The sequence below is a fragment of the Kitasatospora sp. NEAU-CNBT7 genome (genome assembly GCF_057220535.1).
The window spans coordinates 3,455-27,241 of sequence record NZ_JBXQQB010000048.1 but is presented as its reverse complement, the minus strand read 5'-3'; the positions used below and the strand labels follow the sequence as shown (position 1 = coordinate 27,241).

Here is a 23,787-nt window from a genome sequence, read left to right as displayed (position 1 = left end):
ATCCAGGATGCGGACCCCGGACGCACCGGGCCCCCGGACCCCGCGCGCCCGGCCGACCGGTGCCCGGACGGCCCGAGGGCCCGTACCGGCGGTGCGGTACGGGCCCTCGGGGCCGGTCTGCGATACGGCTACCGGCGGGGTGTCCCGGTCACTCGGGGTCGATCTTCGGGTACTCGCGGGTCGGCTCGACCCGCGGGCGGGCCGCCGACTTGGTGTCGGTGTCCACCGGGCGCGGCCCGGCCGTCGGGTCGACCGGGATCCGGCCGCTCGGCGCCGCGGCCGGCGCCGCGCCGTTCCCGCCGCCGGTCAGGCCGGTGAAGGCGCCGCCGAGGCCCTTGAGCGCGTCGCCGACCTCGCTCGGGATGATCCAGAGCTTGTTGGAGTCGCCCTTGGCCAGCTCGGGCAGGGTCTGCAGGTACTGGTAGGCGAGCAGCTTCTGGTCCGCGTCGCCGTCGTGGATGGCCTCGAAGACCGTCCGGATCGCGGCCGCCTCACCGTCGGCGCGCAGCACCGCGGCCTGCGCCTCGCCCTCGGCCTGCAGGACCGCGGCCTGCTTCTCGCCCTCGGCGCGCAGGATGGCGGCCTGCCGGGAGCCCTCGGCGGTGAGGATCGCGGCGCGCTTGTCCCGGTCGGCGCGCATCTGCTTCTCCATCGAGTCCTGGATGGAGGTCGGCGGCTCGATCGCCTTCAGCTCGACCCGGTTGACTCGGATGCCCCAGCGGCCGGTGGCCTCGTCCAGGACGCCGCGCAGACCGGCGTTGATGACCTCGCGGGAGGTCAGCGTGGACTCCAGGTCCATCGAGCCGATGATGTTGCGCAGCGTGGTGACGGTGAGCTGCTCGATCGCCTGGATGTAGCTGGCGACCTCGTAGGTGGCGGCCCGGGCGTCGGTCACCTGGTAGTAGATGACGGTGTCGATGTTGACGACCAGGTTGTCCGAGGTGATCACGGGCTGCGGCGGGAACGGGACCACCTGCTCGCGCAGGTCGATCCGGTTGCGGATGGTGTCGATGAAGGGCACCACGATGTTCAGCCCCGCGCCGAGCGTGCGGGTGTAGCGGCCGAAGCGCTCCACGATCGCGGCGCTGGCCTGCGGGATGACCTGGATCGTCTTGATCAGTGCGATGAAGGCCACCACGACCAGGACGACCAGCACGATAAGGACGGGTTCCACGACTCTCCCCTAGACGACCAGGGCGGTTGCGCCCTGGATTTCGACGACGTCGACCTGCTGCCCCGGCTCGTAGACGCTGCCGGGGTTGAGCGCGCGAGCCGACCAGATCTCCCCGTTGAGCTTGATCCGGCCGCCCTCCCCGTCGACCCTCTCCTGTACCACCGCCGAGGCGCCCGGGAGCGCGTCGACGCCGGTGCGGATCTCCGGCCCCTTCTGCAGCAGCCGGTACGCGACCGGTCTGACCAGTACCAGCAGGGCGACGGAGACCCCCACGAACACCAGGAACTGGAGGACCACCCCCGCCCCGAGCGCGGCCGCCAGGGCCGCCGCGCCGGCGCCGAGCGCGAACATGGCGAACTCCGGCATGGCCGTGAGCACCAGAGGTATGCCCAGGCCGACGGCGGCGAGGAGCCACCAGATCCAGCTGTCCACAGGTCCATCCTAGGGAGGGAACGGTCTTGCGGCGGAAAGTTCCCGCAGGTGGACGGGCGGAAACCGGCCGCACGTACGACCGGCCCGCTTCAGCCGAAGTTCAGTTGTTCAGTACCGCGTGCCGGGCCGTGCGTCGCGGGGCTCAGCCGAGCGGCAGGCCCTGCGCGGACCAGCGGTCGCCGTGCCGCTCCAGGGTCAGCGGGAGGCCGAAGCAGAGCGAGAGGTTGCGGGCCGTCAGCGTGGTGTCGAGCGGACCCGCCACCAGCACCTTGCCCTGACGGATCATCAGGACGTGGGTGAAGCCCGGCGCGATCTCCTCCACGTGGTGGGTGACCATCGCCATCGCCGGGGCGTGCGCGTCCTGGGCCAGCGCGCCGAGCCGGCGGACCAGGTCCTCGCGGCCGCCGAGGTCGAGGCCGGCGGCCGGCTCGTCCAGCAGCAGCAGCTCGGGGTCGGTCATCAGGGCCCGGGCGATCAGGGTGCGCTTGCGCTCGCCCTCGGAGAGGGTGCCGAACTTGCGGGTGGTGTACTCGGACATCCCGAGGCGGTCCAGCAGGGCCAGCGCACGCTGCTCGTCGGTGGTGTCGTACTGCTCGCGCCAGCTGACCGTCATGCCGTACGCGGCGGTCAGCACGCACTGCAGCACGGTCTGCTCGGCCGGCAGCTTCTCGAACATCGCGGCGCTGGCCAAGCCGATCCGCTGGCGCAGCTCGAAGACGTCCACCTCGCCGAGCTTCTCGCCGAGCACCGCGGCGGCGCCCGAGGTCGGGAACAGGTAGGTCGCGGCGACCTGGAGCAGAGTGGTCTTGCCGGCGCCGTTCGGGCCCAGGATGACCCAGCGCTCGCCCTCGGCGACCGACCAGGAGACCTGGTCGATGAGCGCGCGGCCCTCCCGGACCACGGATACGTCCACCAGCTCCAGCACGTCGCTCATGCCTACGCCTTCCCCAATGCAGATTCGGCCGTCCTGGGGCCTGCGCGAAGGCCCAGGGGTGCGGTCCAGTCGTGTCGACAGTCCGTGCGGGCGGGCAGCCTACTCCGCCTACCGGTGGGCGGGGAGCGGGTGCGGCGCACGCACAGGGCAAACCTACGCCACCCGGATGTCGGCGTAGTCCGTAGGCTGGCTGGATGCTCGCTACTCCTTCCGAGAATCCGTACGAAGAGCCGCGATCGGGCCGGCTGACCGCCTGGGGCAACGCCCTGCTGAGCGGTGCCGCCTCGCCCGACGACGCGGCGGCGGCCGTGCTGGGCGCCGACGAGAACCACCGGGTGACCGGGCTGCCGGGGGACGCCGAAGGGGAGCTGCACGGGCTCACCTGGGCGCTCGGGCGGCTGCGGGTGCTGGGGGTGAAGGGGCTGCGGCTGGCGCTGCCGACGGCCGGGCACCCGCTGGGGCTGACCGGGCCGGCCGCCTTCAACGCGCTGGCGCTCGGTGCCGGCGAGGCGGTGCTGGCGGTCGGGGTGCCGGTCGGGCTGGTCCCCGAGGTCGAGGTGTTCGGGCCGGCCGGGGACCGTTCGGCCACCGTGCTGTGGCGCTGCACCGGGGTGAACGACGGGCCGCCCGCCGACGTGCCGTCGCTGCACGAGGCCGAGCGCGAGCTCGCGGACGGGCTGCGCGAGGCGACCGCGCTGCTGGCCCGCCTCGACGTGGCGGGGGCCGGGCCCGAGACGCTGCGGGCGCTGGACGCGTACCGGCGGCGCGGGCACACCGAGCTGCTGGCGCCCGGCTACCCGCCGCGGGCGGTACGGATCCTGGAGTCGGCCCGCCAGGTGTCGGCGCTGCTGTCGATCGCCTCGGGCAGCCACGGCGCGGCCGTCAGCGCCTCCGAGATGGCCGCCCGCCGCGCCACCCTCGCCCCGCTCGAACGCACCGCCCGCCGCGCCCAGGTCGCCGCCTACAACGCCGCCGTCGACGAACGCTGACCGCCCGGCAGGAGCGCCGGGGGTCCCCCGGGAACCTCCGGGCCGCGAGGAACCGTGCGAGGGCGGAGCGGCAGCCGGTGGAGCGGCAGCCGGTGGAGCGTGCCCGCCTTCCCCGGCCCCGGCCTCGTACGGCCGGTCGTGCGGTTCCGCCCCCGGCGCCCCGGCGGGGCAGCGCCCGTCAGGCGTCGCCCGCCGCGCCGTTGCGGACGGCCCAGAGGGCGGCCTGGGTGCGGTCGGCGACGTCGAGCTTCATCAGGATGTTGGAGACGTGCGTCTTGACCGTCTTCTCCGACAGGTGCAGCGCGCGGGCGATCTCGCGGTTGGAGCGGCCGGCCGCGATGTGGCCCAGCACCTCGCGCTCACGGTCCGTCAGGGTGCCGCCGCGGCCCTGCGGGACGTGCGGCCCGCTGTCCGCGAGCAGCGCCGCGGCCAGCTCCGGCTGGAGCAGCACGTGCCCGGCGTGCACCGAGCGGATCGCACCGGCCAGCGCCTCCGGATCGACGTCCTTGTAGACGTACCCGGCGGCGCCGGCCCGCAGCGCGGGGACCATGGTGCGGTGCTCGGTGAAGCTGGTGACGATCAGGATCCGGGCCCGGCTGCCGTCCTCCTTGAGCAGCCGCAGCGCCTCGATGCCGTCCACGCCGGGCATCTTGAGGTCCATCAGCACGACGTCGGGGGCGAGCTCCTGGGTCCGGGCGACGGCCTCGGCGCCGTCGGCGGCCTCGCCGACCACCTCGATGTCGTCCTGGACCTCCAGGAAGGTGCGCAGGCCGCGCCGGACCACCTGGTGGTCGTCGACCACCAGGACGCGGATCGGTGCGTCGGTGTCAGGCACCGGGGACCTCCATCTCGACGACCGTCCCCTTGCCCGGGGCGGATTCCAGGGTGAGCCGGCCGCCGACGGAGGCGGCCCGGTCGCGCATCGACACCAGGCCCAGGTGGCGTCCGCCGCGGCGGACCGACTCGGGGTCGAAGCCCCGGCCGTCGTCGGTGATCCGCAGCACCGCGCCGCGGTCGGCGGTGCCGGTCAGGGAGACCGTGACGGCCCGCGCCCCGGCGTGCCGCAGCGCGTTGTGGAGGGCCTCCTGGGCCACCCGCAGCAGGGCGGCCTCGCGGGCCGGCGGCAGGGCCCGGACCTCGGCCGGGTGGAAGCTGACCTCGGCGCTGTGGGCCCGGTCGAGCACCTGGACCTGGGAGGCGAGGGTGGCCACCAGGCCGTCCTCCTCGAGCGCGGCCGGGCGCAACTCGACGACCACGGCGCGCAGTTCGTCCGCCGCCTCGGCGGCCAGCCGGGCCACCTCGGCCAGTTCGGCGCGGGCCCGGGCCGGGTCGCGGTCGACCAGGGTGGCGGCGGCCTTGGCGGTCAGGCGCAGCGAGAACAGCTTCTGCGAGACGGCGTCGTGCAGGTCGTGGGCGATCCGGGCGCGTTCGCCGGCCAGGGTGAGTTCGCGGCTGCGCTCGTACAGGCGGGCGTTGCCGAGGGCGAGGGCGGCGTGGGCGGTGAGGATCCGCAGCAGTTCCTCGTCGTGGGCGGTGAAGCCGGCCGTGGTGCCCTGTTTGTTGGCGAGGAAGAGCGCGCCGAGCACCTCGGTGCCGTCCAGGATCGGCATGCCGAGGAAGTCGGTCATCTCCGGGTGGGCGGGCGGCCAGCCGCCGAAGTCGGGGGCCCGGCGGACGTCGGTGAGCCGGGTCGGGGTGAGCCGGTGCAGCATGCCGGCCAGGACGCCGTGCTGGCGGGGCAGCGGGCCGATGGCCTTCCACTGCTCGTCGCTGACGCCGTCGACCACGAACCGGGCGAAGCCGCCGTGGTCGTCGGGCACGCCGAGGGCGGCGTACTCGGCGTTCAGCAGGGTGCGGGCGGATGCGGTGATCCGGCGCAGCACCTCGCGGACCTCCAGGTGGCGGCTCATGCCCAGGACGGCGGAGCTGATCGCTTCGATGCCGCCGAGGCAGGGGTCGCAGCCGGGCCCGGGGTGGGCGTTCTCCAACGACATGCCCTCACGCTACCGCCGCCCCCGGGCCGCCCGCGTCAGCCGTCGGCCCTCCTCCCCGGGGCCTAGGACCGGTGGGAGGAGGGCCGACAGCGGCGGTGCGGGCGGGATCAGCCCTTCTGCATGACGTCGGGCTCATGGCGCTTCTGGAAGCGCTGGATGGCGAACGCCAGGCCGGTGGACAGGACGATCAGGGCGATCCAGTTGAGGATCATGTGACCGGCCGAGTGGTCCCACAGCGGGTCGATCGGGGGCTGCTCGGGCGGGCGGACCGCGACCACCGGCGAGATGTGCGCCAGGTCGAGGGTGTTGCCGCTGGCGGCGACGCCCCAGCGGGCCGGCATCAGCCAGGCGAGCTGCTCCAGGCCCGGCTTGTCGAAGAGCTGGAAGATCGCGCCGGTCATCACCATCTGGACGATGGCGAACATGACCAGCAGCGGCATGGTCTTCTCGGCGGTCTTGACCAGCGAGGAGATCGCCAGGCCGAACATCATCGAGGTGAAGCTCAGCAGGATGACGCCGATCGACATCTCCAGCGCCGGGGAGTGGGTGAAGATCAGGCCCTCGGCGGGCAGCGTGCGCACCTTGAAGGCGATGGCCGAGATCAGCCCGCCCTGGACGAAGCTGATCGCGCCCAGCACGATGATCTTCGACATCAGGTACGCCGACCGGGACAGGCCGGTGGCCCGTTCCCGTTCGTAGATCGCCCGTTCCTTGATCAGCTCACGGACCGAGTTGGCCGACCCGGACAGGCAGGCGCCGAACGCGACCACCAGCAGGATCATCCGGGCCACGTCGTTGCGGCCGCTGCCGGCGCAGGCGGCCAGGCCGCACTTGTCCGGGATCACCGTCGACACCCCGCCCAGCACCAGCGGCAGCAGCAGCGACAGCGCGATGAAGCCCTTGTCGGAGGCGATCACCGCCAGGTAGCGGCGGATCAGGGTCCACAGCTGGGAGCCCCAGCTCTGCGGCTTGGGCGGGCGCACCTGGGTGTGCACGTTGGGCGCGCTCTGGGCGGCCACCGCGTCCACGTTGGCCGAGTACTCCTGGTAGTGCACGGATCCGCGGTAGCGGCCGGCCCAGTCGTGGTCGGGGTAGTTCTCGAAGGCCTGGAAGACGTCGGCCCAGGTCTCGTAGCCGAAGAAGTGCAGGGCCTCGGCCGGCGGGCCGAAGTACGCCACCGAGCCGCCCGGCGCCATCACCAGCAGGCGGTCGCACAGGGCGAGTTCGGCCACCGAGTGGGTGACCACCAGGACCGTGCGGCCGTCGTCGGCGAGGCCGCGCAGGGTCTGCATGACCTCGCGGTCCATGCCCGGGTCGAGGCCCGAGGTGGGCTCGTCCAGGAAGATCAGCGAGGGCTTGGTGAGCAGCTCCAGGGCGACCGAGACGCGCTTCTGCTGGCCGCCGGACAGCGCGGTGATCCGGTTGTCGGCGCGCTTGTCCAGGCGCAGCTCGTACAGCACCTCGTCGATCCGGCGCTCGCGCTCGGCGGGCTCGGTGTCGCCGGGGAAGCGCAGCCGGGCGGCGTACTTGAGGCCGCTGCGGACGGTGAGCTCCTTGTGCAGGATCTCGGACTGCGGGACCAGGCCGATCCGGGAGCGCAGCTCGGCGAACTGCTTGTACAGGTTTCGGCCGTCGTAGCGGACCTCGCCGCGGTCGGCCGGGCGGTAGCCGGTGAGGGCGCGCAGCAGGGTGGACTTGCCGGAGCCGGACGGGCCGATCACCGCGACCAGCGACTTCTCCGGGACGGAGAAGCTGACGTCGTTGAGCAGGACCTTCTTGCCGCCCTTGTGGTCGACCTCGACGGTCAGGTGGTGGGCGGAGAAGGTGACCGCGCCGGTGTCGACGAACTCCTGCAGCTGGTCGCCGACCAGGACGAAGCTGGAGTGGCCGACGGTGAGGCGGTCCTGCGGGCCCATCAGCTGACGCTGGACCGGTTGGCCGTTGAGGAAGATCCCGTTGTGGCTGCCGAGGTCGACGATCTCCCAGCGGCCGTCGGCGAGCTGGCGCAGCTCGGCGTGGTGGCGGGAGACCTGGAGGTCGGAGACGACGATGTCGTTGTCGAGCGCGCGGCCGATCCGGATGGTGCGCATGCCGGCGGTGAGGCTGCGGACCATGGTCGGGTTGCCGAGGCCGGGGGCCGGGGCCGCCTGGCCGGGGTGCGCCTGCTGCGGTACCGGCGCGTGCTGCGGGCCGGTCCGGAACTCGCCGGGCTCGCCCGGGAAGGACTGCTGCTGCGGGAAGCCGGGCTGCGGGGTGGGTGCGTCCCAGCGCTGCTGCACGGGCGGCTGCTGGGCCGGGGCCTGCTGGGCGGCCGGCTGCTGGACCGGCGGCTGCGGCTGGGCGGTCCACGGCTGCGGGGCGCCCGGGGTGACCCGGCGGGTGGTCGCCTCGTGGATGGAGCCGGCGGCCTCCGCCGGGGCCGCGGGTGCGGCGGCGGGGGCGCTGAAGCTCAGCCGCGGGCCGTTCTCCGGGTTGCCCAGGTTGACCACGCTGCCCGGGAGGAGCTGGACGTGCAGCGTCCGGGTGCCGCCGGCGAAGGTGCCGTTGGTGGAGCCGTGGTCGTCCAGCTGCCAGGCGGCCCCGGTGAAGGAGATGGTGGCGTGCCGCCAGGACACCCTGGCGTCGTCGAACGTGAGGTCCGAGTTCGGATCCCGCCCGATGGTGTAGCTGCGGCCGGGTTCCAGTACCCGCCGCTGCCCGTTGAGTTCCAGTACGAGTTGCGGCACTGTCGGCCTGCCCCGCTCTCTCGGTCCCCCGGTTCGCCCCCGGTCGCGGGGGTCATGTGATGTGACGGGGGGAATCATTCCAGCCGTTGTGCCGTACCTGAAAGTCACCTAGGAGACTGTGACCGGGTGGCAACACAGCTCGTGGGGGCCGGTGACACGGGTGGTGCAGGCGAACGGTCCGGCCGTCCCAGGGGGCGGACCGGTGCGGTGGGCCCGGCCCTCGGCCCGGTAGCGTGGGAGACACCATGGACGCAACTGATCCGGCCGCTGAGCCTCTCCCCGCCGCACAGTCCCGGACCGCCGACGAGCGCACGCTGCTGGTCAAGGTGTTCGGCAAGGACCGCCCCGGTATCACGGCGGGCCTGTTCACCACGCTCTCCGACTTCGGCGTCGACGTGATCGACTTCGAGCAGATGGTCACCCGGGGGCGGATAACGCTCTGCACCCTGGTCACTCCCCCGCACGCCGCGGACGCCGAGGGCGAGCTGCGGGTCACGGTGCACCGCTGGGCCGAGGAGATGAAGCTCCAGACCGAGATCATCTCGGGTACCGGCGACAACCGGCCGCGCCGGGAGGGCCGCTCGCACGTCACCGTGCTCGGCCACCCGCTGACCGCCGCCGCCGTGGCCGCGCTGAGCGGACGGATCTCCGACGTCGGCGCCAACATCGACCGGGTGTTCCGGCTCGCCAAGTACCCGGTCACCGCGGTCGAGCTGACCGTCTCGGGCGTCCCCACCGAGGTGCTGCGCACCGAGCTCGCCCAGGAGGCGGCCGCCCAGCGGGTGGACGTCGCGGTGGCGGAGGCGGGGCTGCACCGGCGGGCCAAGCGCCTGGTGGTGATGGACGTCGACTCCACGCTGATCCAGGACGAGGTGATCGAGCTGTTCGCGGCGCACGCCGGCTGCGAGCAGGAGGTCGCCGAGGTGACCGCCGCGGCGATGCGCGGCGAGCTGGACTTCGCGGAGTCGCTGCGGGCCCGGGTGGCGCTGCTGGCGGGCCTGGACGCCGGTGTGGTGGAGAAGGTCCGCACCGAGGTCCGGCTGACGCCGGGCGCCCGCACCCTGATCCGCACCCTGCAGCGGCTCGGCTACCAGGTCGGCATCGTCTCCGGCGGGTTCACCCAGGTCACCGACCACCTGGTGGAGCTGCTCGGGCTGGACTTCGCGGCGGCCAACACCCTGGAGGTGGCGGACGGGAGGTTCACCGGCCGGGTCACCGGGGAGATCGTGGACCGGGCGGGCAAGGCCCGCTGGCTGGCCAGGTTCGCCGAGCAGGCCCGGGTGCCGCTGGCCCAGACGGTGGCGATCGGGGACGGCGCCAACGACCTGGACATGCTGAACGCGGCCGGGCTCGGGGTGGCGTTCAACGCCAAGCCGGTGGTCCAGGAGGCCGCCGAGGTGGCGGTGAACCTCCCGTTCCTGGACACCGTGCTGTACCTGCTGGGCATCACCCGCGAAGAGGTCGAGGCCGCCGACGAACTGGACGGCACGCCCACCGAGTGACCGCGCCCGCACACGGCGGAGGCCGGGGCCCGCTACGGCGGCCCCGGCCTCCGCGCGCCGGCCTACTCCGGCAGCGTGTGGTACGAGTCGAGCTGGGCCGCGCCGGGCTCGATGCCCTTCCAGTGGCCGGTGAAGCTGAGCACCGCGATGGCGCCGGTGGGGAAGCCGTTCAGCCGCAGCCGGTTGAGCGCGTCGGCGTCGCCGTCGTCCCCGGCGAGCACCTGGGTGAGTCCGAGCACCCCCGGGTTGTGGCCCACCAGCAGCAGGTCGGCGCTGTCGTCCGGGGTCTCCTGGAGGACCTCGATGATCTGGCCGGGACTGGCCTCGTACACCCGCTCCTCGAACACCGTCCGGCGGTGCCGCTTGGGCAGCTCGTGGGCGACCAGCTTCCAGGTCTCCCGGGTGCGCAGCGCGGTGGAGCAGAGCACGTGGTCGGGGTTGATGCCGGAGTCGACCAGCCACTGGCCGGCCTCGGTGGCCTGGACACGGCCCCGGTCGGCCAGGGGGCGCTCATGGTCGGCGACCTGGTTGGGCCAGTCCGCCCGGGCGTGGCGGAGAACGATGATCCTTCGGGGTGTGTCGGCGCTCATACCCCCAGAGCTTCGCAGAAAATCAGCCGCCGGGCGCGGGCTCCACGGTGGCGCCACCCGCAGGAGTGGAGCGGCTGCGGTGGGCCACCGTCAGCCGAGGTTGGCGGCGACGGTGGCGACCACGGCCACCACCACCACGACGCCGGCGATCATGCCGAGCAGCTGCAGCAGCTTCTTCTGGCCGTTCGGGGGGTTGGGTTCGAGAACTGGCATACCGGAAAGTGTGCCATCCCTTACGGGGCCGCCCGCCCGGGGGCGGCTCAGGCCGCGGGCAGCGCCTCGTCCTCGATGTGCCGGGCCCTGGCGGCCCGCAGGCCGACCGCCATCTGCGGGACCAGCAGGACCGCGAGGAAGCCCAGCGGCAGGTACCAGCCGCCGGTCCACTGGTAGAGGCTGCCGATCAGGATCGGGCCGGGGATCGAGATCAGGTAGCCGACGCTCTGGGCGAAGGCCGACAGCTGGCCGACCCCGCCCGGGGTGCGGGCGCGCAGGCCGATCATGGTCAGGGCCAGCGGGAAGGCGCACATCGACAGGCCCACCAGGCAGGCCCACAGCCAGGACGCGGTACCGGCGGCCAGCGCCAGTCCGGTGTAGCCGGCGATCCCGCACAGGGCCAGCACCACCACGAAGATCCGCTGGTCGCCGCGGCGCACCGCGAGGTTCGGCAGCACGAAGGAGGCCGGCACACTGATCGCCATCACGATCGCCAGCAGCACCCCGGAGCTGGACTCGGAGACCCCGGCGTCCTGGTAGATCTTGGGCAGCCAGCCCATCGCGGCGTACGCGCTGGTGGACTGCAGGCCGAAGAAGACCGCCAGCGCCCAGGCGGTGCGGCTGCGCAGGATGGGCAGCTTGGCGGCGCCCGGACGGGCCGGGCCGGCCTCGCCGCGGTCGCGGCGCGCGAACGCCGTCACCGCCCACAGCGCCAGCGCGGCGGCGGCGAGCAGGCCCCAGACGCCGAGGCCGAGCCGCCAGCTGCCGCCGAGCGCGGAGGTCAGCGGGACGGTGGCCGCCGCGGCGGCCGAGGTGCCGACCGACAGCGCCATCGAGTAGAGGCCGATCATCGGGCCGACCCGGTCCGGGAAGTACCGCTTGATGACCACCGGCAGCAGCACGTTGGAGACCGCGACCCCGGCCAGCGCCACGGCGGTGAGCAGCAGGAACAGCGCGGTCGAGCCGGTGAACGCGCGGGCCAGCAGGCCCAGGGTGATGGCGCCCATGCCGCCGGCCACCACCGCGATCGGGCCGGTCCGGCGGGCCAGCGCGGGCGCGGCGATGCCGAAGGCGGCGAAGCAGAGCGAGGGGACGGCGGTGAGCAGCCCGGCCACCGTGGCGCTCATCCCGAGGCCGGAGCGGACCTGGTCGAGCAGCGGGCCGAGGCTGGTGACCACCGGGCGCAGGTTGAGCGCCGCGGCCACGATGGCGGCCGCCAGCAGCCAGGTGAGGTGGCGGGAGCGGGTGCCGGCGGGCGTGGTCGCGGCGGCGGTGGCCTCGGCGGGTGCGGGCCCGGCGGGTGCGGGCTGCGGTGCCCGGGACCCGGGCCCCTCGGTCGTGGTGGTGTCTGCTGCGGTCGCCATAGCGGCCATCATAGAATCATGGGATGAATTAATGCACGCCGGTATCCTGGAGACCCTCACCACAGCAGCAAGGAGCCCTGACCCATGGCCCTGTCGACCACGCGGCGCGCACCGCTCTCCGATCAGGTGATCGCGCAGCTGCGCGCCCAGATCACCTCGGGCGAGTGGCCGGTCGGCTCGCGCATCCCCACCGAGGCGGAGCTGGTCGAACAGCTCGGGGTGGCCCGCAACACCGTCCGCGAGGCCGTGCGGGCCCTCGCGCACAACGGGCTGCTCGACATCCGGCAGGGCTCCGGCACCTACGTGCTGGCCACCAGCGAGCTGGCCGGGGTGATGCACCGCCGCTTCGCCGACGCCGACGGCGCCCAGGTCGCCGAGTTGCGGGCGACCCTGGAGACCGCCGCCGCCGGGCTGGCCGCGCTGCGCCGCACCGACCGGGACCTCGAGCTGCTGGAGTCGACGCTGACCCGCCGGGACGCCGCCTGGCACGCCGGCGACCCGGAGCACTTCGTCCAGGCGGACGCCGCCTTCCACCAGGCCGTGGTGGCCGCGGCACACAACGACGTGCTGGCCGCCGTCTACGCCGACCTCGGCGAGGTCACCCGCGCCCACCTGCGCCGCGACGTCGGCCCCGAGCTCACGCCGGACCGCTTCCTGGACCACCGGGGCATCATCGACGGCATCCGGGCGATGGACGCCCAGGTCGCCTCCGCCGAGGCCGGCCGGGCCATCGGCTGCGGGCAGGACGGCTGACCCGCCGCCCGCCGCGCAGGCGCCCGCCGCGCACCCGCCCGCCACAGCACACTGCCCGGCCCGCTCCGAGGAGCGGGCCGGGCAGTGGTGCGCGGGGCGGGACGAAGGGCGTCAGGCGCCGATCGCGTGCAGACCGCCGTCGACGTGGACGATCTCGCCGGTGGTCTTCGGGAACCAGTCCGAGAGCAGCGCGACCACACCGCGGCCGGCCGGCTCCGGGTCGTTCAGGTCCCACTTCAGCGGGGACCGGTGGTTCCAGGTGTCGGCCAGCTCGCCGAAGCCCGGGATGGACTTGGCGGCCATCGAGCCGATCGGACCGGCCGAGACCAGGTTGCAGCGGATGTTCCGCGACCCCAGGTCACGGGCCAGGTAGCGGGAGGTGGCCTCCAGCGCGGCCTTGGCCGGGCCCATCCAGTCGTACTTCGGCCAGGCGAACTGCGCGTCAAAGGTCAGGCCGACCACCGAGCCGCCGTCCTGCATCAGCGGGAGCAGCGCCATGGTCAGCGACTTCAGCGAGAACGCCGAGACGTGCATCGCGGTCGCGACCGACTCCCACGGGGTGTTCAGGAAGTTGCCGCCCAGCGCGTCCTGCGGGGCGAAGCCGATCGAGTGGACGATGCCGTCCAGGGTCGGCAGGTGCTCGCGCACCTGGTCGGCGATGCCCGCCAGCTGCTCCTCGCTGGACACGTCCAGCTCCAGCACCTTGGCCGGGGCGGGGAGCTTCTTGGCGATGCGCTCGGTCAGGCTGGGGCGGGGGAAGGCGGTCAGGATGACCTCGGCGCCCTGCTCCTGGGCCAGCTTGGCGGTGTGGAAGGCGATGGAGGACTCCATCAGCACACCGGTGATGAGGATCCGCTTGCCTGCAAGGATTCCGCTCATGTCGGTCAGTGACCCATGCCCAATCCGCCGTCGACGGGAACGACGGCTCCGGTGATGTATGCGGCCTCGTCCGAGGCGAGGAAGCGCACGGCCGAGGCGATCTCGGCGGGCGCCGCGTAGCGGCCCAGCGGCACGCCCGCGACGATCTCCGCGCGGCGCTCGTCGGTGAGCACGGCGGTCATGTCGGTGTCCACGAAACCCGGGGCGACCACGTTGACGGTGATGTTGCGCGAGCCGAGCTCGCGCGCCAGCGACCGGGCGAACCCGACCAGGCCGGACTTGGACGCTGCGTAGTTGACCTGCCCGGGCGAGCCGGTCAGACCGACCACCGAGGAGATCAGCACGACCCGGCCCTTGCGGGCCCGCAACATCTTCGCCGACGCCCGCTTGACCACCCGGAAGGTCCCGGTGAGGTTGGTGTCCAGGACCGAGGTGAAGTCGTCCTCGGTCATCCGCAGCAGCAGCGTGTCCTTGGTGATGCCGGCGTTGGCGACCAGCACCTCGACCGGTCCGTGCGCGGCCTCGACCTCGGTGAACGCCGCATCGACCTGCGCGGCGTCGGTGATGTCGCAGCGGACCGCGAGCACGTCGAACTTGGCCAGCTGCTCCGGGACCTCGCCCGAGCGGCTGGTGATCGCGACCTTGTCGCCGGCCTCGGCGAAGGCCTGGGCAATCGCGAGGCCGATGCCCCGGTTGCCTCCGGTGACGAGAACCGAGCGGCTCACCATCCACCTCTCTCCTGGTTGACCTGCATGCGTACGCACTGTGACGGTATCGGTCCGGCCGAAGGTCGGGCCCATACGGCTCCGACAGGTACGCCTCGCGGTATCTGTCGCTTCCCGACAATACGTACGGTCCGACCTGGCCCAGGAGGCCCCCGAGGGGGAACCATGGACCGGTCACACCCGTTGCCCACTGGGCCTCGCACCCCACGAGGCCCGGCGAGCAGCCGGCCCGGCGGCCGGAGAACCCACACAAGGGAAGCGGAACGCGGATGAGCAACCACCCCCGTAACAGCGGCAGCGGCCGAGGTGCCCGCCTGCTGGCCCTGACCGCGCTGGCCACCGCGGCCGGCGCCGCCGCCTGGTCGCTGCGCGACCTGCCGGCCGCGTTCGGCCGCCGGCCGGACGGCAGCAAGGACGCCCGGGTCCGCAACTCGCCGCAGTTCCGCGACGGGGTGTTCCACAACGCCCCGAGCGCGCTGGCGCAGCAGGAGCCGGGCCGCCCCGACGGCGACACCTTCCGCCGGATGCTGCTGGACGACCGGGCGGCCCGCCGCCCCAGCCTGCCGGTGCCGCTGGAGCGGGCCGCCGGCGGCGCCGCCCGCCCGGCCGCCGAGGGCGTCGAGGTGGTCTGGTACGGGCACGCCTCCGCGCTGGTCGAGGTCGAGGGCGCGCGGGTGCTGATCGACCCGATCTGGTCCGACCGCTGCTCCCCCGTCCACCAGGTCGGCCCGAAGCGGCTGCACCCGGTGCCCGTCGCGCTGGCCGAGCTGCCGCCGGTGGACGCGGTGCTGATCTCCCACGACCACTACGACCACCTCGACATGGCGACCGTCAAGCAGCTGGTCGAGCTGCAGTCCGCGCCCTTCGCGGTGCCGCTCGGCATCGGCGGCCACCTGCGCCGCTGGGGCGTGCCCGAGCACCGGATCATCGAGCTGGACTGGGACGAGACCTGCACCCTCGGCGAGCTGACCCTCACCCTCACCTCGGCGCACCACTTCTCCGGCCGCGGCACCACCCGCAACACCACGCTCTGGGGTTCCTGGGTGATAGCCGGTCCGACCCGGAAGGTCTACTACACCGGCGACTCCGGCTACTTCGAGGGCTACGCCCGGATCGGCGAGCAGCACGGCCCGTTCGATGCCGCGCTGGTCCAGATCGGCGCGTACGACGTGGCGTGGCCCGACATCCACATGACGCCCGAGGACGCCGTCCGGGCCCACCTGGACCTGCGGGCCGAGCTGCTGATCCCGGTGCACTGGTGCACCTTCAACCTGGGCCTGCACCCGTGGGCCGAGCCGATCGAGCGGCTGCTGGCGGAGGCCAAGGCCCAGGCCGTCCCGCTGGTGGTGCCGCGACCCGGCCAGCGGGTCGACGTGGACAACCCGCCGGAGCTGGACGGCTGGTGGGAGACGGTCATCTGACGGCGGACCGGTGACGGCGGGTCGGACCGGCGCGGCCGACCCGCCGCGGCCCGAAATTCCCTGGCCACAACCGGCTGGACGGGAAATGATGCGATGCGGGTTCCCCTGCGGTCCGCGGGGTGCCCGCCGCCGACCCCCCGACCCAGGGAGCCCGATGCCGCCCACCTCCAGCGCCGGCACGCCGCACAGCCGTGCCGTCGACCCGCTGTTCCTCGCGTACCCGCTGCGCACCCTCGCCGACGCGGCGCTCACCCGGGCGCGTGAACTCGGCGTCTCGCACGCCGACTTCCGCCTGGAACGGGTGCGCAGCGCCTCCTGGCGGCTGCGCGACGCCCGCCCGTCCGGCAGCTCCGACACCGTGCAGCTGGGCTTCGCGGTCCGGGTGCTGCTGGACGGCGCGTGGGGCTTCGCGGCCGGGGTGGACCTGACCACCTCGGCGGCGGCCCGGGTCGCCGAGCAGGCGGTGGCGGTGGCGCGGCTGTCCGGCGGGATCAGCCGGGCCGCGGGCTCCGAGGACCTGGTCGAGCTGGCGGCCGAGCCGGTGTACACCGACGCCACCTGGGTCTCCTCCTACGAGGTCAACCCGTTCGACGTCCCGGACGCCGAGAAGAGCGCGCTGCTGGCGGACTGGAGCAGCCGCCTGCTGGGCGCCGACGGCGTCTCGCACGTGATGGCCTCGCTGCTGACCGTGCAGGAGAACAAGTTCTACGCGGACACCGCGGGCACCGTCACCACCCAGCAGCGGATCCGGCTGCACCCCTCGCTGGAGGCCACCTCGGTCGACGAGCGCACCGGCGCCTTCGACTCGATGAGCACCATCGCCCCGCCGGCCGGCCGCGGCTGGGAGTACCTCCAGGGCAAGGGCTGGGACTGGGACCAGGAACTCGCCGAACTGCCCGGGCTGCTGGCCGAGAAGATGAAGGCCCCCAGCGTCGAGGCCGGCCGCTACGACCTGGTGATCGACCCGTCCAACCTGTGGCTGACCATCCACGAGTCGATCGGCCACGCCACCGAGCTGGACCGGGCGCTCGGCTACGAGGCCGCCTACGCGGGCACCTCCTTCGCCACCTTCGACAAGCTGGGCTCGCTGAAGTACGGCTCCGAGCTGATGCACGTCACCGGTGACCGCACCGCCGAGCACGGCCTGTCCACCATCGGCTACGACGACGAGGGCGTCGCCACGCAGTCCTGGGACCTGGTCAAGGACGGCGTCCTGGTCGGCTACCAGCTGGACCGCCGGATGGCGAAGCTCAAGGGCCTCGGCCGCTCCAACGGCTGCGCGTTCGCCGACTCCCCCGGCCACGTGCCGGTGCAGCGGATGGCCAACGTCTCGCTCCAGCCGGTCGAGGGCGGCCCGGACACCGAGGGCCTGTTCGAGGGCGTGGAGAAGGGCCTGTACATCGTCGGCGACCGGTCCTGGTCGATCGACATGCAGCGCTACAACTTCCAGTTCACCGGCCAGCGCGCCTACGCGATCAGGAACGGCCGGCTGGCCGGTCAGGTCAAGGACTTCGCGTACCAGGCCACCACCACCGACTTCTGGGGCTCGATGAGCGCCGTCGGCGGCCCGCAGACCTACGTCCTCGGCGGCGCCTTCAACTGCGGCAAGGCCCAGCCGGGCCAGATCGCGGCGGTCAGCCACGGCTGTCCGTCCGCGCTCTTCCGCAACGTCAACGTGCTCAACACCCAGCAGGAGGCGGGTCACTGATGTCCGACACCACACCCCGGCCGCACGAGCTGGTCGAACGCGCCCTGGAGCTGTCCCGCACCGACGGCTGCGTGGTGATCGCCGACGAGGAGTCGACCGCCAACCTCCGCTGGGCGGGCAACGGCCTGACCACAAACGGCGTCACCCGGGGCCGGCGGCTCACCGTGATCGCCACCGTGGACGGCGCCGAGGGCACCGCCTCCGGCGTGGTCTCCCGGGAGGCCGTCACCCGCGGCGAGCTGGAGGACCTGGTCCGGGCCGCCGAGGCGGCCGCCCGGGACGCCGGCCCGGCCGAGGACGCCCGGCCGCTGCTGTCCGGCCTGCCGGTGTCGGCCGGCTTCACCGACGCCCCGGCCGAGACCTCCGCCGAGGTCTTCGCCGCCTTCGCGCCCGCCCTCGGCGAGGCCTTCGCCCGGGCCCGCTCGGGCGGCGAACTGCTGTACGGCTTCGCCCGGCACGAGCTGACCACCAGCTACCTGGGCAGTTCCACCGGTCTGCGGCTGAGGCACGAGCAGCCCACCGGCTCGGTCGAGCTCAACGCCAAGACCGCCGACCTGACCGGCTCCGCCTGGGGCGGCGCGGCCACCGCCGACTTCACCGACGTCGACCTGGCCGCCCTGCACGGCTCGCTCAGCACCCGGCTCGGCTGGGGCCGCCGCAAGCGGATCGACCTGCCGGCCGGCCGGTACGAGACCCTGCTGCCGCCCTCCGCCGTCGCCGACCTGATGGTCTACCTGACCTGGTCGGCGGGCGGCCGGGACGCCGCCGAGGGCCGCTCGGTGTTCAGCCGGCCCGGCGGCGGCACCCGGGTCGGCGACCGGCTCAGCGGCCTGCCGCTGACGCTGCGCTCCGACCCGGCCGAACCGGGCCTGGCGGCCGCGCCGTTCGTGCTGGCGCACTCCTCCGGCGACAACTCGTCGGTCTTCGACAACGGCCTGCCGCTGACCGCCACCGACTGGATCCGCGACGGCGAACTGGCCAACCTCTCCACCACCCGGCACTCGGCCGCGCTGACCGGCCTGCCGGTGACGCCGTCGGTCGACAACCTGGTGCTGGAGACCGCCGACCAGGCCGGCGCGCCCACCCTGGAGGAGATGGTCGCCCGCACCGAGCGCGGGCTGCTGCTCACCTGCCTCTGGTACATCCGCGAGGTAGACCCGGCCACCCTGCTGCTCACCGGCCTCACCCGGGACGGCGTGTACCTGGTCGAGAACGGCGAGGTGGCCGGCGCGGTGAACAACTTCCGGTTCAACGAGTCCCCGGTCGACCTGCTCGGCCGGATCACCGAGGCGGGCCGCACCGAGCGCTGCCTGCCCCGCGAGTGGAGCGACTGGTTCACCAGGGCCGCGATGCCGCCGGTCCGGGTGCCGGACTTCAACATGAGCTCGGTCAGTCAGGCCTCCTGACGGGGGCCCAGCCAGGAGGGAACACGGAGAAGGTGGACGAGAAGCAGACGGTCCGGGTGTCCAAGACGCTGTCGCGCGTGCTGCGGCACGACCCGGCGTCGGTCGGGATCAGGCTGGACGCGGCGGGCTGGGTCCCGGTGGACGAGCTGCTGGCGGGCCTGGCCCGCAGCGGGCGGCGGATCAGCCGGGCGCAGCTGGACCACGTGGTGGCGACCAACAACAAGCGCCGGTTCGCCTTCTCCGAGGACGGCCGGTCGATCCGGGCCAGCCAGGGCCACACCGTCGAGGTGGACCTGGGTCTGCCGCCCGCCGAGCCGCCCGCGGTGCTCTACCACGGCACCGGCTCGGCGACGGTGGGCCTGATCCTGGCCGAGGGCCTGCGCCCGATGAGCCGGCAGGACGTCCACCTCTCCGCGGACACCGACACGGCCGTGCGGGTGGGTGCCCGGCACGGCCGTCCGGTGGTGCTGGTGGTGGACGCGGCGGCGATGTCCGCGGCGGGCCACGTCTTCCGGGTCAGCGCCAACGGCGTCTGGCTGACCGACGCGGTGCCGCCGCGGTACCTCACCCGCACCGGCTGACCCGGGGGCCCGCCCCGGCCGCTCCCGTCCCGCCGCGCCGGGACCCGCCCGCGCACCCGCTCTCCTGCACCGCCGTCCGGCGGCGTACCGTGAAGAGGCCGCGGCCGGGCCGGGCGGCGGAGACGGGACGAGGGCGGTACACATGGGCAAGAGCCAGGACGACGGGCAGGTCTTCCGGATCACCGGGGCACGGACCAGCCTCTCCGAGGACGTCCGGGGGCGTCAGCGGCGCTACGTGATCTCGATGCTGGTCCGCACGGCCTGCGTGGTGCTGGCCGTGGTCATGTGGGACGTGCAGCGGTACGTGGCGTACGTGGCGCTGGTCGGCGGGGTGCTGCTGCCGTACTTCGCGGTGCTGATCGCCAACGCCGGGCGGGAGCGGGCGCCCGGTCTGCCGAGCACCTTCGCGGTGCCGCCCGAGGTGCCGCTGATGCTCGGTCCCGGGGGCAGCGGCGGAGGCGGCCGGGGAGCCGAGGGCCGTCCGGCGGACTGAGCTGCGGACGACGGAAATCCGCTGAGGAAAACGCCGGAACTCACCCCGATCTGTCCTGGTTTATGGACGATTGACCGGCAGAAAGCTCAGAGCAACCTCAGATTAATCATGAAAGAGGCCCCCACGGGGGCCTCGGACCGTGCCATACTGCGTAGGCGCTCCGCATCCCCCGTCGGAGCGACAGACCGACGCCGGGCAGCTCCCCCCGTGGCTGCCCGGCGTCGTCATGCCCGGATCCGGGCGGGCCCGGCGGTCGTAGCCGCCGGCGCAGGTGCGAGACTGGCCGCAGACATCCACGCCAGCGGCACCCGGGACGGCATCACCATGGACACCCCCTCGCTCGGTCTCTTCGGCTCGGCTGACGGCCCCGAGGGCCCGCCGGTCTGCTCGGGCAAGGGCTGCCGGGAGGCCGCCGTCTGGGTGCTGGTGTGGAACAACCCCAAGCTGCACACCCCGGACCGCCGGAAGACCTGGCTGGCCTGCGAGGAGCACCGCGAGCACCTGTCCCAGTTCCTGGGCGTGCGCGGCTTCCTCAAGGAGGTCGTCCCGCTCGACGGTTTCGAGGGCTGAGCGGCCCGCGGGACGGGCCTCGGCGGTCAGCCGCCGATCGCCGACATCGGCCGGTCGGGCTGGAGGAACTCGGGGTCGTCGATGCCGGCGCCGGCCTTCTTGCCCCACATCGCGGTACGCCACAGCTCGCCGATCGCGGCATCGTCGGCGCCGCCCCGCAGCGCGGCCCGCAGGTCGGTCTCCTCGGTGGCGAACAGGCAGTTGCGGATCTGGCCGTCGGCGGTGAGCCGGGTCCGGTCGCAGGCCCGGCAGAACGGCCGGGTCACCGAGGCGATCACGCCGACCCGGCCCGGGCCGCCGTCGACCAGCCAGCGCTCGGCGGGCGCAGCGCCGCGGGCCGCCGACGGCTCGGGGGTGAGCGTGAAGCGCTCCCGCAGCCGGTCCAGGATCTCCTCGGCGGTGATCATCCGGGAGCGGTCCCAGCCGTGCTGGGCGTCCAGCGGCATCTGCTCGATGAAGCGCAGCTCGTACCCGCGCTCCAGGCACCAGCCGAGCAGGTCGGCGGCCTCGTGGTCGTTGACGCCGCGCATCAGGACGGCGTTGAGCTTGACCGGGGTCAGCCCGGCGCGCTCGGCGGCGGCCAGGCCCGCCAGCACGTCCTGGTGGCGGTGGCGGCGGGTCAGGGTGTGGAAGGTGTCCGGGTCGAGGGTGTCCAGCGAGACGTTGACCCGGTCGAGTCCGGCCTGCCGCAGGGCGGTGGCGGTCCGGGCCAGGCCGATGCCGTTGGTGGTCACGGAGAGTTCCGGCCGGGGGGTCAGCGCCGCGCAGGCCTCCACGATGGCGACCAGTCCGGGGCGCAGCATCGGCTCGCCGCCGGTGAAGCGGACCTCGCGCACGCCGAGGTCGCGGACCGCGATCGAGACCAGCCGGACGATCTCCTCGTCGGTGAGCAGCTCCGGCTTGGCCAGCCACTGCAGGCCCTCCTCGGGCATGCAGTAGGTGCACCGCAGGTTGCACCGGTCGGTGAGGGAGACCCGCAGGTCCACGGCCTGACGGCCGTAGGTGTCCAACAGCATGGGGGCTCCCTTCCCACAGCGCACGGCCGGCCCGGCCGCCGGGTGGGGCGGACCGGGCCAGCTTAGCCGCAGGGGCGCGGAGCGGTTCTTACGGTTTCAGTGCGCACCCAGTCCGGTCAGCGAGCGGACCTCCAGTTCAGCGTACTTCGCCGGGTCGGCGCGTTCACGGGAGAGCAGGGTGCCGATCAGCCCGGCCAGGAAGCCGACCGGGATGGAGACCAGCCCGGGGTTCTCCAGCGGGAACCAGTGGAAGTCGCTGTGCGGGAACAGCGAGGTCGGCTTGCCGGAGACCACGGTGGAGAAGACCACCAGCAGGACCGAGGTGACCAGGCCGGCGTAGACCGAGCTGACCGCGCCCGCGGTGTTGAAGCGCTTCCAGAACAGCGAGTAGAGCAGCGTCGGCAGGTTGGCCGAGGCGGCCACCGCGAAGGCCAGCGCGACCAGGGCCGCGGTGTTCAGCTTGTCGGCGAAGATCGACAGCACGATGGCGACCGCGCCGATCGCGACGGCGGCCAGCTTGGCGGAGCCGATCTCCTCGCGTTCGCTCGCCCGGCCGCGGCGGATCACGTTGGCGTACAGGTCATGGGCGAAGGAGGCCGAGGAGGCCAGGGTGAGCCCGGCGACCACGGCGAGGATGGTGGCGAAGGCCACCGCGGAGATCACCGCGAGCAGGACCGCCCCGCCGGTGGTGCCGGCGCCGCCGCCGAGGTGCTCGGCGAGCAGCGGGGCGGCGGTGTTGCCGGCGGCGTTGGACTTCTTGATCACGCCGGGTCCGACCAGCGCGGCGGCGCCGAAGCCGAGCGCCAGCGTCATCAGGTAGAAGCCGCCGATGATGCCGATCGCCCAGAGCACCGACTTCCGGGCGGCCTTGGCGGTGGGCACGGTGTAGAAGCGGACCAGGATGTGCGGCAGCCCCGCGGTGCCGAGGACCAGGGCGAGGCCCAGGCTGAGGAAGTCCAGCTTGCTGGTGTCGCTCGCGCCGTACTTCAGGCCGGGTTCGAGGAAGGACGCGCCCTTGCCGCTGGCGTCGGCGGCGGCGCCCAGCAGCGCGGAGGGGTTGAAGTGGTACTTGGCGAGGACCAGCACCGTCATCAGCGCGGTCCCGGCGATCAGCAGCACCGCCTTGACGATCTGCACCCAGGTGGTGCCCTTCATCCCGCCGATCACCACGTAGACCACCATCAGCGCGCCGACCGCGACCACCGTCCAGCGCTTGGCGGCGTCCCCGCTGACGCCGAGCAGCAGCGCCACCAGGGAGCCGGCGCCGACCATCTGGGCCAGCAGGTAGAAGATCGACACCACGATGGTGGAGATGCCGGCCGCGGTCCGCACCGGGCGCTGGCGCATCCGGAAGGCCAGGACGTCGGCCATGGTGTAGCGGCCGGAGTTGCGCAGCGGTTCGGCGACCAGCAGCAGGGCGACCAGCCAGGCGACCAGGAAGCCCACCGAGTAGAGGAAGCCGTCGTAGCCGAACAGGGCGATGGCGCCGGCGATGCCGAGGAAGGACGCGGCCGACATGTAGTCGCCGGAGATCGCCAGGCCGTTCTGGAAGCCCGAGAAGCCGCGGCCGCCGGCGTAGAAGTCGGAGGCGTCCTTGGTCTGCCGGCCGGCCCAGACGGTGATGCCGAGGGTGGCCAGCACGAAGACGCCGAACAGCGTCATGGTCAGGCCGCGGTGCTCGGTGGCGGAGCCGGCGGCCAGCAGGGTCGTGGTCATCCGGCCACCTCGTCCTCGGGGGTGCGGGCATCGGCCTCGGCCGCCCGGGCGCGGATCCCGGCCGCCGCGGGGTCGAGCCGGGAGCCGGCGTAGCGGGCGTACCGGGCGGCGATGGCGAAGGTGGAGACGAACTGCAGCAGGCCGAGCACGAGGGCGGTGTTGACGTGGCCGAACAGCCTGGTGCCCATGAAGTCCGGGGCGTAGCAGGACAGCAGCACGTACAGCAGGTACCAGAGGATGAAGCCGGCGGTGACGGGGAACGCGAAGCCGCGGAAGGAGCGGCGCAGGTGCCGGAACTCCTCGCTGCGGTCGATCGCGGTGGGCCGGTCGGGCGGGGCGGGACGGGCGGTCGACGGGTTGTCCACTCGGTGTCCTCCTGGGGTCGGCGGGTGCACAGGTGGAACGATCGGACGTGAGGGGCGTCACAGTCGCGCGTGCCGCTGCATGCTAGGTCCGCCGCCGGAGCGCGGCCAGACTCCGCGCGGGGATAGCACGCGTGTACACCTCAATTGGCCGAAAACCGCCGCACACGGCGGCGGGGGGGAAACCGGCCGGGGGGAGGCGCGCCAAAAACAAGTCGAGTGAGGGGGGGGGACGAAAA

General features: G+C 73.3%; 23 protein-coding genes. 9 read left to right on the top strand and 14 right to left on the bottom strand.

Going from position 1 to position 23,787, the window contains the following annotated elements; translation table 11 throughout:
- Positions 1-148 precede the first annotated feature (148 nt).
- From AC2TEW_RS35365 to AC2TEW_RS35355, 3 genes are all read right to left on the bottom strand, one after another.
- Positions 149-1,174, bottom strand: a complete 1,026-nt coding sequence (locus tag AC2TEW_RS35365) for an SPFH domain-containing protein (protein WP_033819339.1) — start codon at positions 1,172-1,174, stop codon at positions 149-151.
- Positions 1,175-1,183: 9 nt separating this feature from the next.
- Entirely contained in the window at positions 1,184-1,606 is a 423-nt protein-coding gene (locus AC2TEW_RS35360; RefSeq protein WP_484627356.1) for an NfeD family protein, read from the bottom strand.
- 142 nt (positions 1,607-1,748) lie between these two features.
- Positions 1,749-2,540: an ABC transporter ATP-binding protein gene (locus tag AC2TEW_RS35355; protein WP_033819337.1), complete on the bottom strand. Its 792-nt coding sequence runs from the start codon at positions 2,538-2,540 to the stop codon at positions 1,749-1,751.
- Positions 2,541-2,734: 194 nt separating this feature from the next.
- Here AC2TEW_RS35355 and AC2TEW_RS35350 point away from each other — a divergent pair, with 194 nt between their 5' ends.
- The gene (locus tag AC2TEW_RS35350; protein WP_484627355.1) at positions 2,735-3,529 is read left to right on the top strand and encodes an Rv1486c family protein; all 795 of its coding nucleotides are present in this window, start codon (positions 2,735-2,737) and stop codon (positions 3,527-3,529) included.
- A 178-nt stretch (positions 3,530-3,707) separates the two neighbouring features.
- Here AC2TEW_RS35350 and AC2TEW_RS35345 read toward each other — a convergent pair whose 3' ends face one another.
- From AC2TEW_RS35345 to AC2TEW_RS35335, 3 genes are all read right to left on the bottom strand, one after another.
- Complete coding sequence (locus tag AC2TEW_RS35345) at positions 3,708-4,364, bottom strand: response regulator (protein WP_484627354.1); 657 nt, start codon at positions 4,362-4,364, stop codon at positions 3,708-3,710.
- Positions 4,357-5,523 carry a GAF domain-containing sensor histidine kinase gene (locus tag AC2TEW_RS35340; RefSeq protein ID WP_484627353.1) on the bottom strand — a complete coding sequence of 389 codons (1,167 nt, stop codon included), beginning with the start codon at positions 5,521-5,523 and terminating at the stop codon, positions 4,357-4,359. The genes AC2TEW_RS35345 and AC2TEW_RS35340 overlap by 8 nt, the downstream gene beginning before the upstream one ends.
- Positions 5,524-5,630: 107 nt before the next feature.
- On the bottom strand, positions 5,631-8,249 hold the full coding sequence (locus AC2TEW_RS35335; RefSeq protein WP_484627352.1) for an FHA domain-containing protein: 2,619 nt from the start codon (positions 8,247-8,249) through the stop codon (positions 5,631-5,633).
- A 245-nt stretch (positions 8,250-8,494) separates the two neighbouring features.
- Here AC2TEW_RS35335 and serB point away from each other — a divergent pair, with 245 nt between their 5' ends.
- A complete protein-coding gene (gene serB, locus AC2TEW_RS35330; RefSeq protein WP_484627351.1) occupies positions 8,495-9,751 on the top strand; it encodes a phosphoserine phosphatase SerB in 1,257 nt (418 codons plus the stop codon).
- A 62-nt stretch (positions 9,752-9,813) separates the two neighbouring features.
- Here serB and AC2TEW_RS35325 read toward each other — a convergent pair whose 3' ends face one another.
- The 3 genes from AC2TEW_RS35325 to AC2TEW_RS35315 form a co-directional block, all read right to left on the bottom strand.
- Positions 9,814-10,341: a SixA phosphatase family protein gene (locus AC2TEW_RS35325; RefSeq protein WP_484627350.1), complete on the bottom strand. Its 528-nt coding sequence runs from the start codon at positions 10,339-10,341 to the stop codon at positions 9,814-9,816.
- A gap of 90 nt (positions 10,342-10,431) precedes the next feature.
- The gene (locus AC2TEW_RS35320; RefSeq protein WP_484627349.1) at positions 10,432-10,554 is read right to left on the bottom strand and encodes an SGM_5486 family transporter-associated protein; all 123 of its coding nucleotides are present in this window, start codon (positions 10,552-10,554) and stop codon (positions 10,432-10,434) included.
- Positions 10,555-10,601: 47 nt separating this feature from the next.
- A complete protein-coding gene (locus tag AC2TEW_RS35315; RefSeq protein WP_484627348.1) occupies positions 10,602-11,918 on the bottom strand; it encodes a CynX/NimT family MFS transporter in 1,317 nt (438 codons plus the stop codon).
- Between the two features lie 84 nt (positions 11,919-12,002).
- On the opposite strand from AC2TEW_RS35315, the gene AC2TEW_RS35310 reads away from it, so the two are divergent.
- Entirely contained in the window at positions 12,003-12,671 is a 669-nt protein-coding gene (locus tag AC2TEW_RS35310) for a FadR/GntR family transcriptional regulator (protein WP_484627347.1), read from the top strand.
- Positions 12,672-12,782: 111 nt separating this feature from the next.
- Here AC2TEW_RS35310 and fabI read toward each other — a convergent pair whose 3' ends face one another.
- Complete coding sequence (gene fabI / locus AC2TEW_RS35305; protein ID WP_484627346.1) at positions 12,783-13,550, bottom strand: enoyl-ACP reductase FabI; 768 nt, start codon at positions 13,548-13,550, stop codon at positions 12,783-12,785.
- 5 nt (positions 13,551-13,555) lie between these two features.
- Positions 13,556-14,275: a 3-oxoacyl-[acyl-carrier-protein] reductase gene (gene fabG, locus AC2TEW_RS35300; RefSeq protein WP_484627360.1), complete on the bottom strand. Its 720-nt coding sequence runs from the start codon at positions 14,273-14,275 to the stop codon at positions 13,556-13,558.
- Between the two features lie 269 nt (positions 14,276-14,544).
- On the opposite strand from fabG, the gene AC2TEW_RS35295 reads away from it, so the two are divergent.
- The 6 genes from AC2TEW_RS35295 to AC2TEW_RS35270 all read left to right on the top strand — a co-directional run bounded on the left by AC2TEW_RS35295 (position 14,545) and on the right by AC2TEW_RS35270 (position 20,454).
- Positions 14,545-15,696, top strand: coding sequence for an MBL fold metallo-hydrolase (locus tag AC2TEW_RS35295; protein ID WP_484627345.1), 1,152 nt, complete (start codon positions 14,545-14,547; stop codon positions 15,694-15,696).
- A gap of 154 nt (positions 15,697-15,850) precedes the next feature.
- Positions 15,851-17,404 (top strand): TldD/PmbA family protein, encoded by a 1,554-nt coding sequence (locus AC2TEW_RS35290; protein ID WP_484627344.1) that lies wholly within the window; start codon positions 15,851-15,853, stop codon positions 17,402-17,404.
- Positions 17,404-18,810 (top strand): metallopeptidase TldD-related protein, encoded by a 1,407-nt coding sequence (locus AC2TEW_RS35285; RefSeq protein WP_484627343.1) that lies wholly within the window; start codon positions 17,404-17,406, stop codon positions 18,808-18,810. The genes AC2TEW_RS35290 and AC2TEW_RS35285 overlap by 1 nt, the downstream gene beginning before the upstream one ends.
- A 32-nt stretch (positions 18,811-18,842) precedes the next feature.
- The gene (locus AC2TEW_RS35280; protein WP_484627342.1) at positions 18,843-19,391 is read left to right on the top strand and encodes an RNA 2'-phosphotransferase; all 549 of its coding nucleotides are present in this window, start codon (positions 18,843-18,845) and stop codon (positions 19,389-19,391) included.
- Positions 19,392-19,533: 142 nt separating this feature from the next.
- Positions 19,534-19,884 (top strand): DUF3099 domain-containing protein, encoded by a 351-nt coding sequence (locus AC2TEW_RS35275; RefSeq protein ID WP_484627341.1) that lies wholly within the window; start codon positions 19,534-19,536, stop codon positions 19,882-19,884.
- A 324-nt stretch (positions 19,885-20,208) separates the two neighbouring features.
- Entirely contained in the window at positions 20,209-20,454 is a 246-nt protein-coding gene (locus tag AC2TEW_RS35270) for a hypothetical protein (protein ID WP_484627340.1), read from the top strand.
- 26 nt (positions 20,455-20,480) lie between these two features.
- Here the strand turns inward: AC2TEW_RS35270 and moaA are convergent, their stop codons facing one another.
- From moaA to AC2TEW_RS35255, 3 genes are all read right to left on the bottom strand, one after another.
- Positions 20,481-21,470 (bottom strand): GTP 3',8-cyclase MoaA, encoded by a 990-nt coding sequence (moaA, locus tag AC2TEW_RS35265; RefSeq protein ID WP_484627339.1) that lies wholly within the window; start codon positions 21,468-21,470, stop codon positions 20,481-20,483.
- A 96-nt stretch (positions 21,471-21,566) separates the two neighbouring features.
- Positions 21,567-23,186, bottom strand: a complete 1,620-nt coding sequence (locus tag AC2TEW_RS35260; protein WP_484627338.1) for a monocarboxylic acid transporter — start codon at positions 23,184-23,186, stop codon at positions 21,567-21,569.
- On the bottom strand, positions 23,183-23,551 hold the full coding sequence (locus tag AC2TEW_RS35255; RefSeq protein WP_484627337.1) for a DUF485 domain-containing protein: 369 nt from the start codon (positions 23,549-23,551) through the stop codon (positions 23,183-23,185). The genes AC2TEW_RS35260 and AC2TEW_RS35255 overlap by 4 nt, the downstream gene beginning before the upstream one ends.
- Between the last annotated feature and the right edge of the window lie 236 nt (positions 23,552-23,787).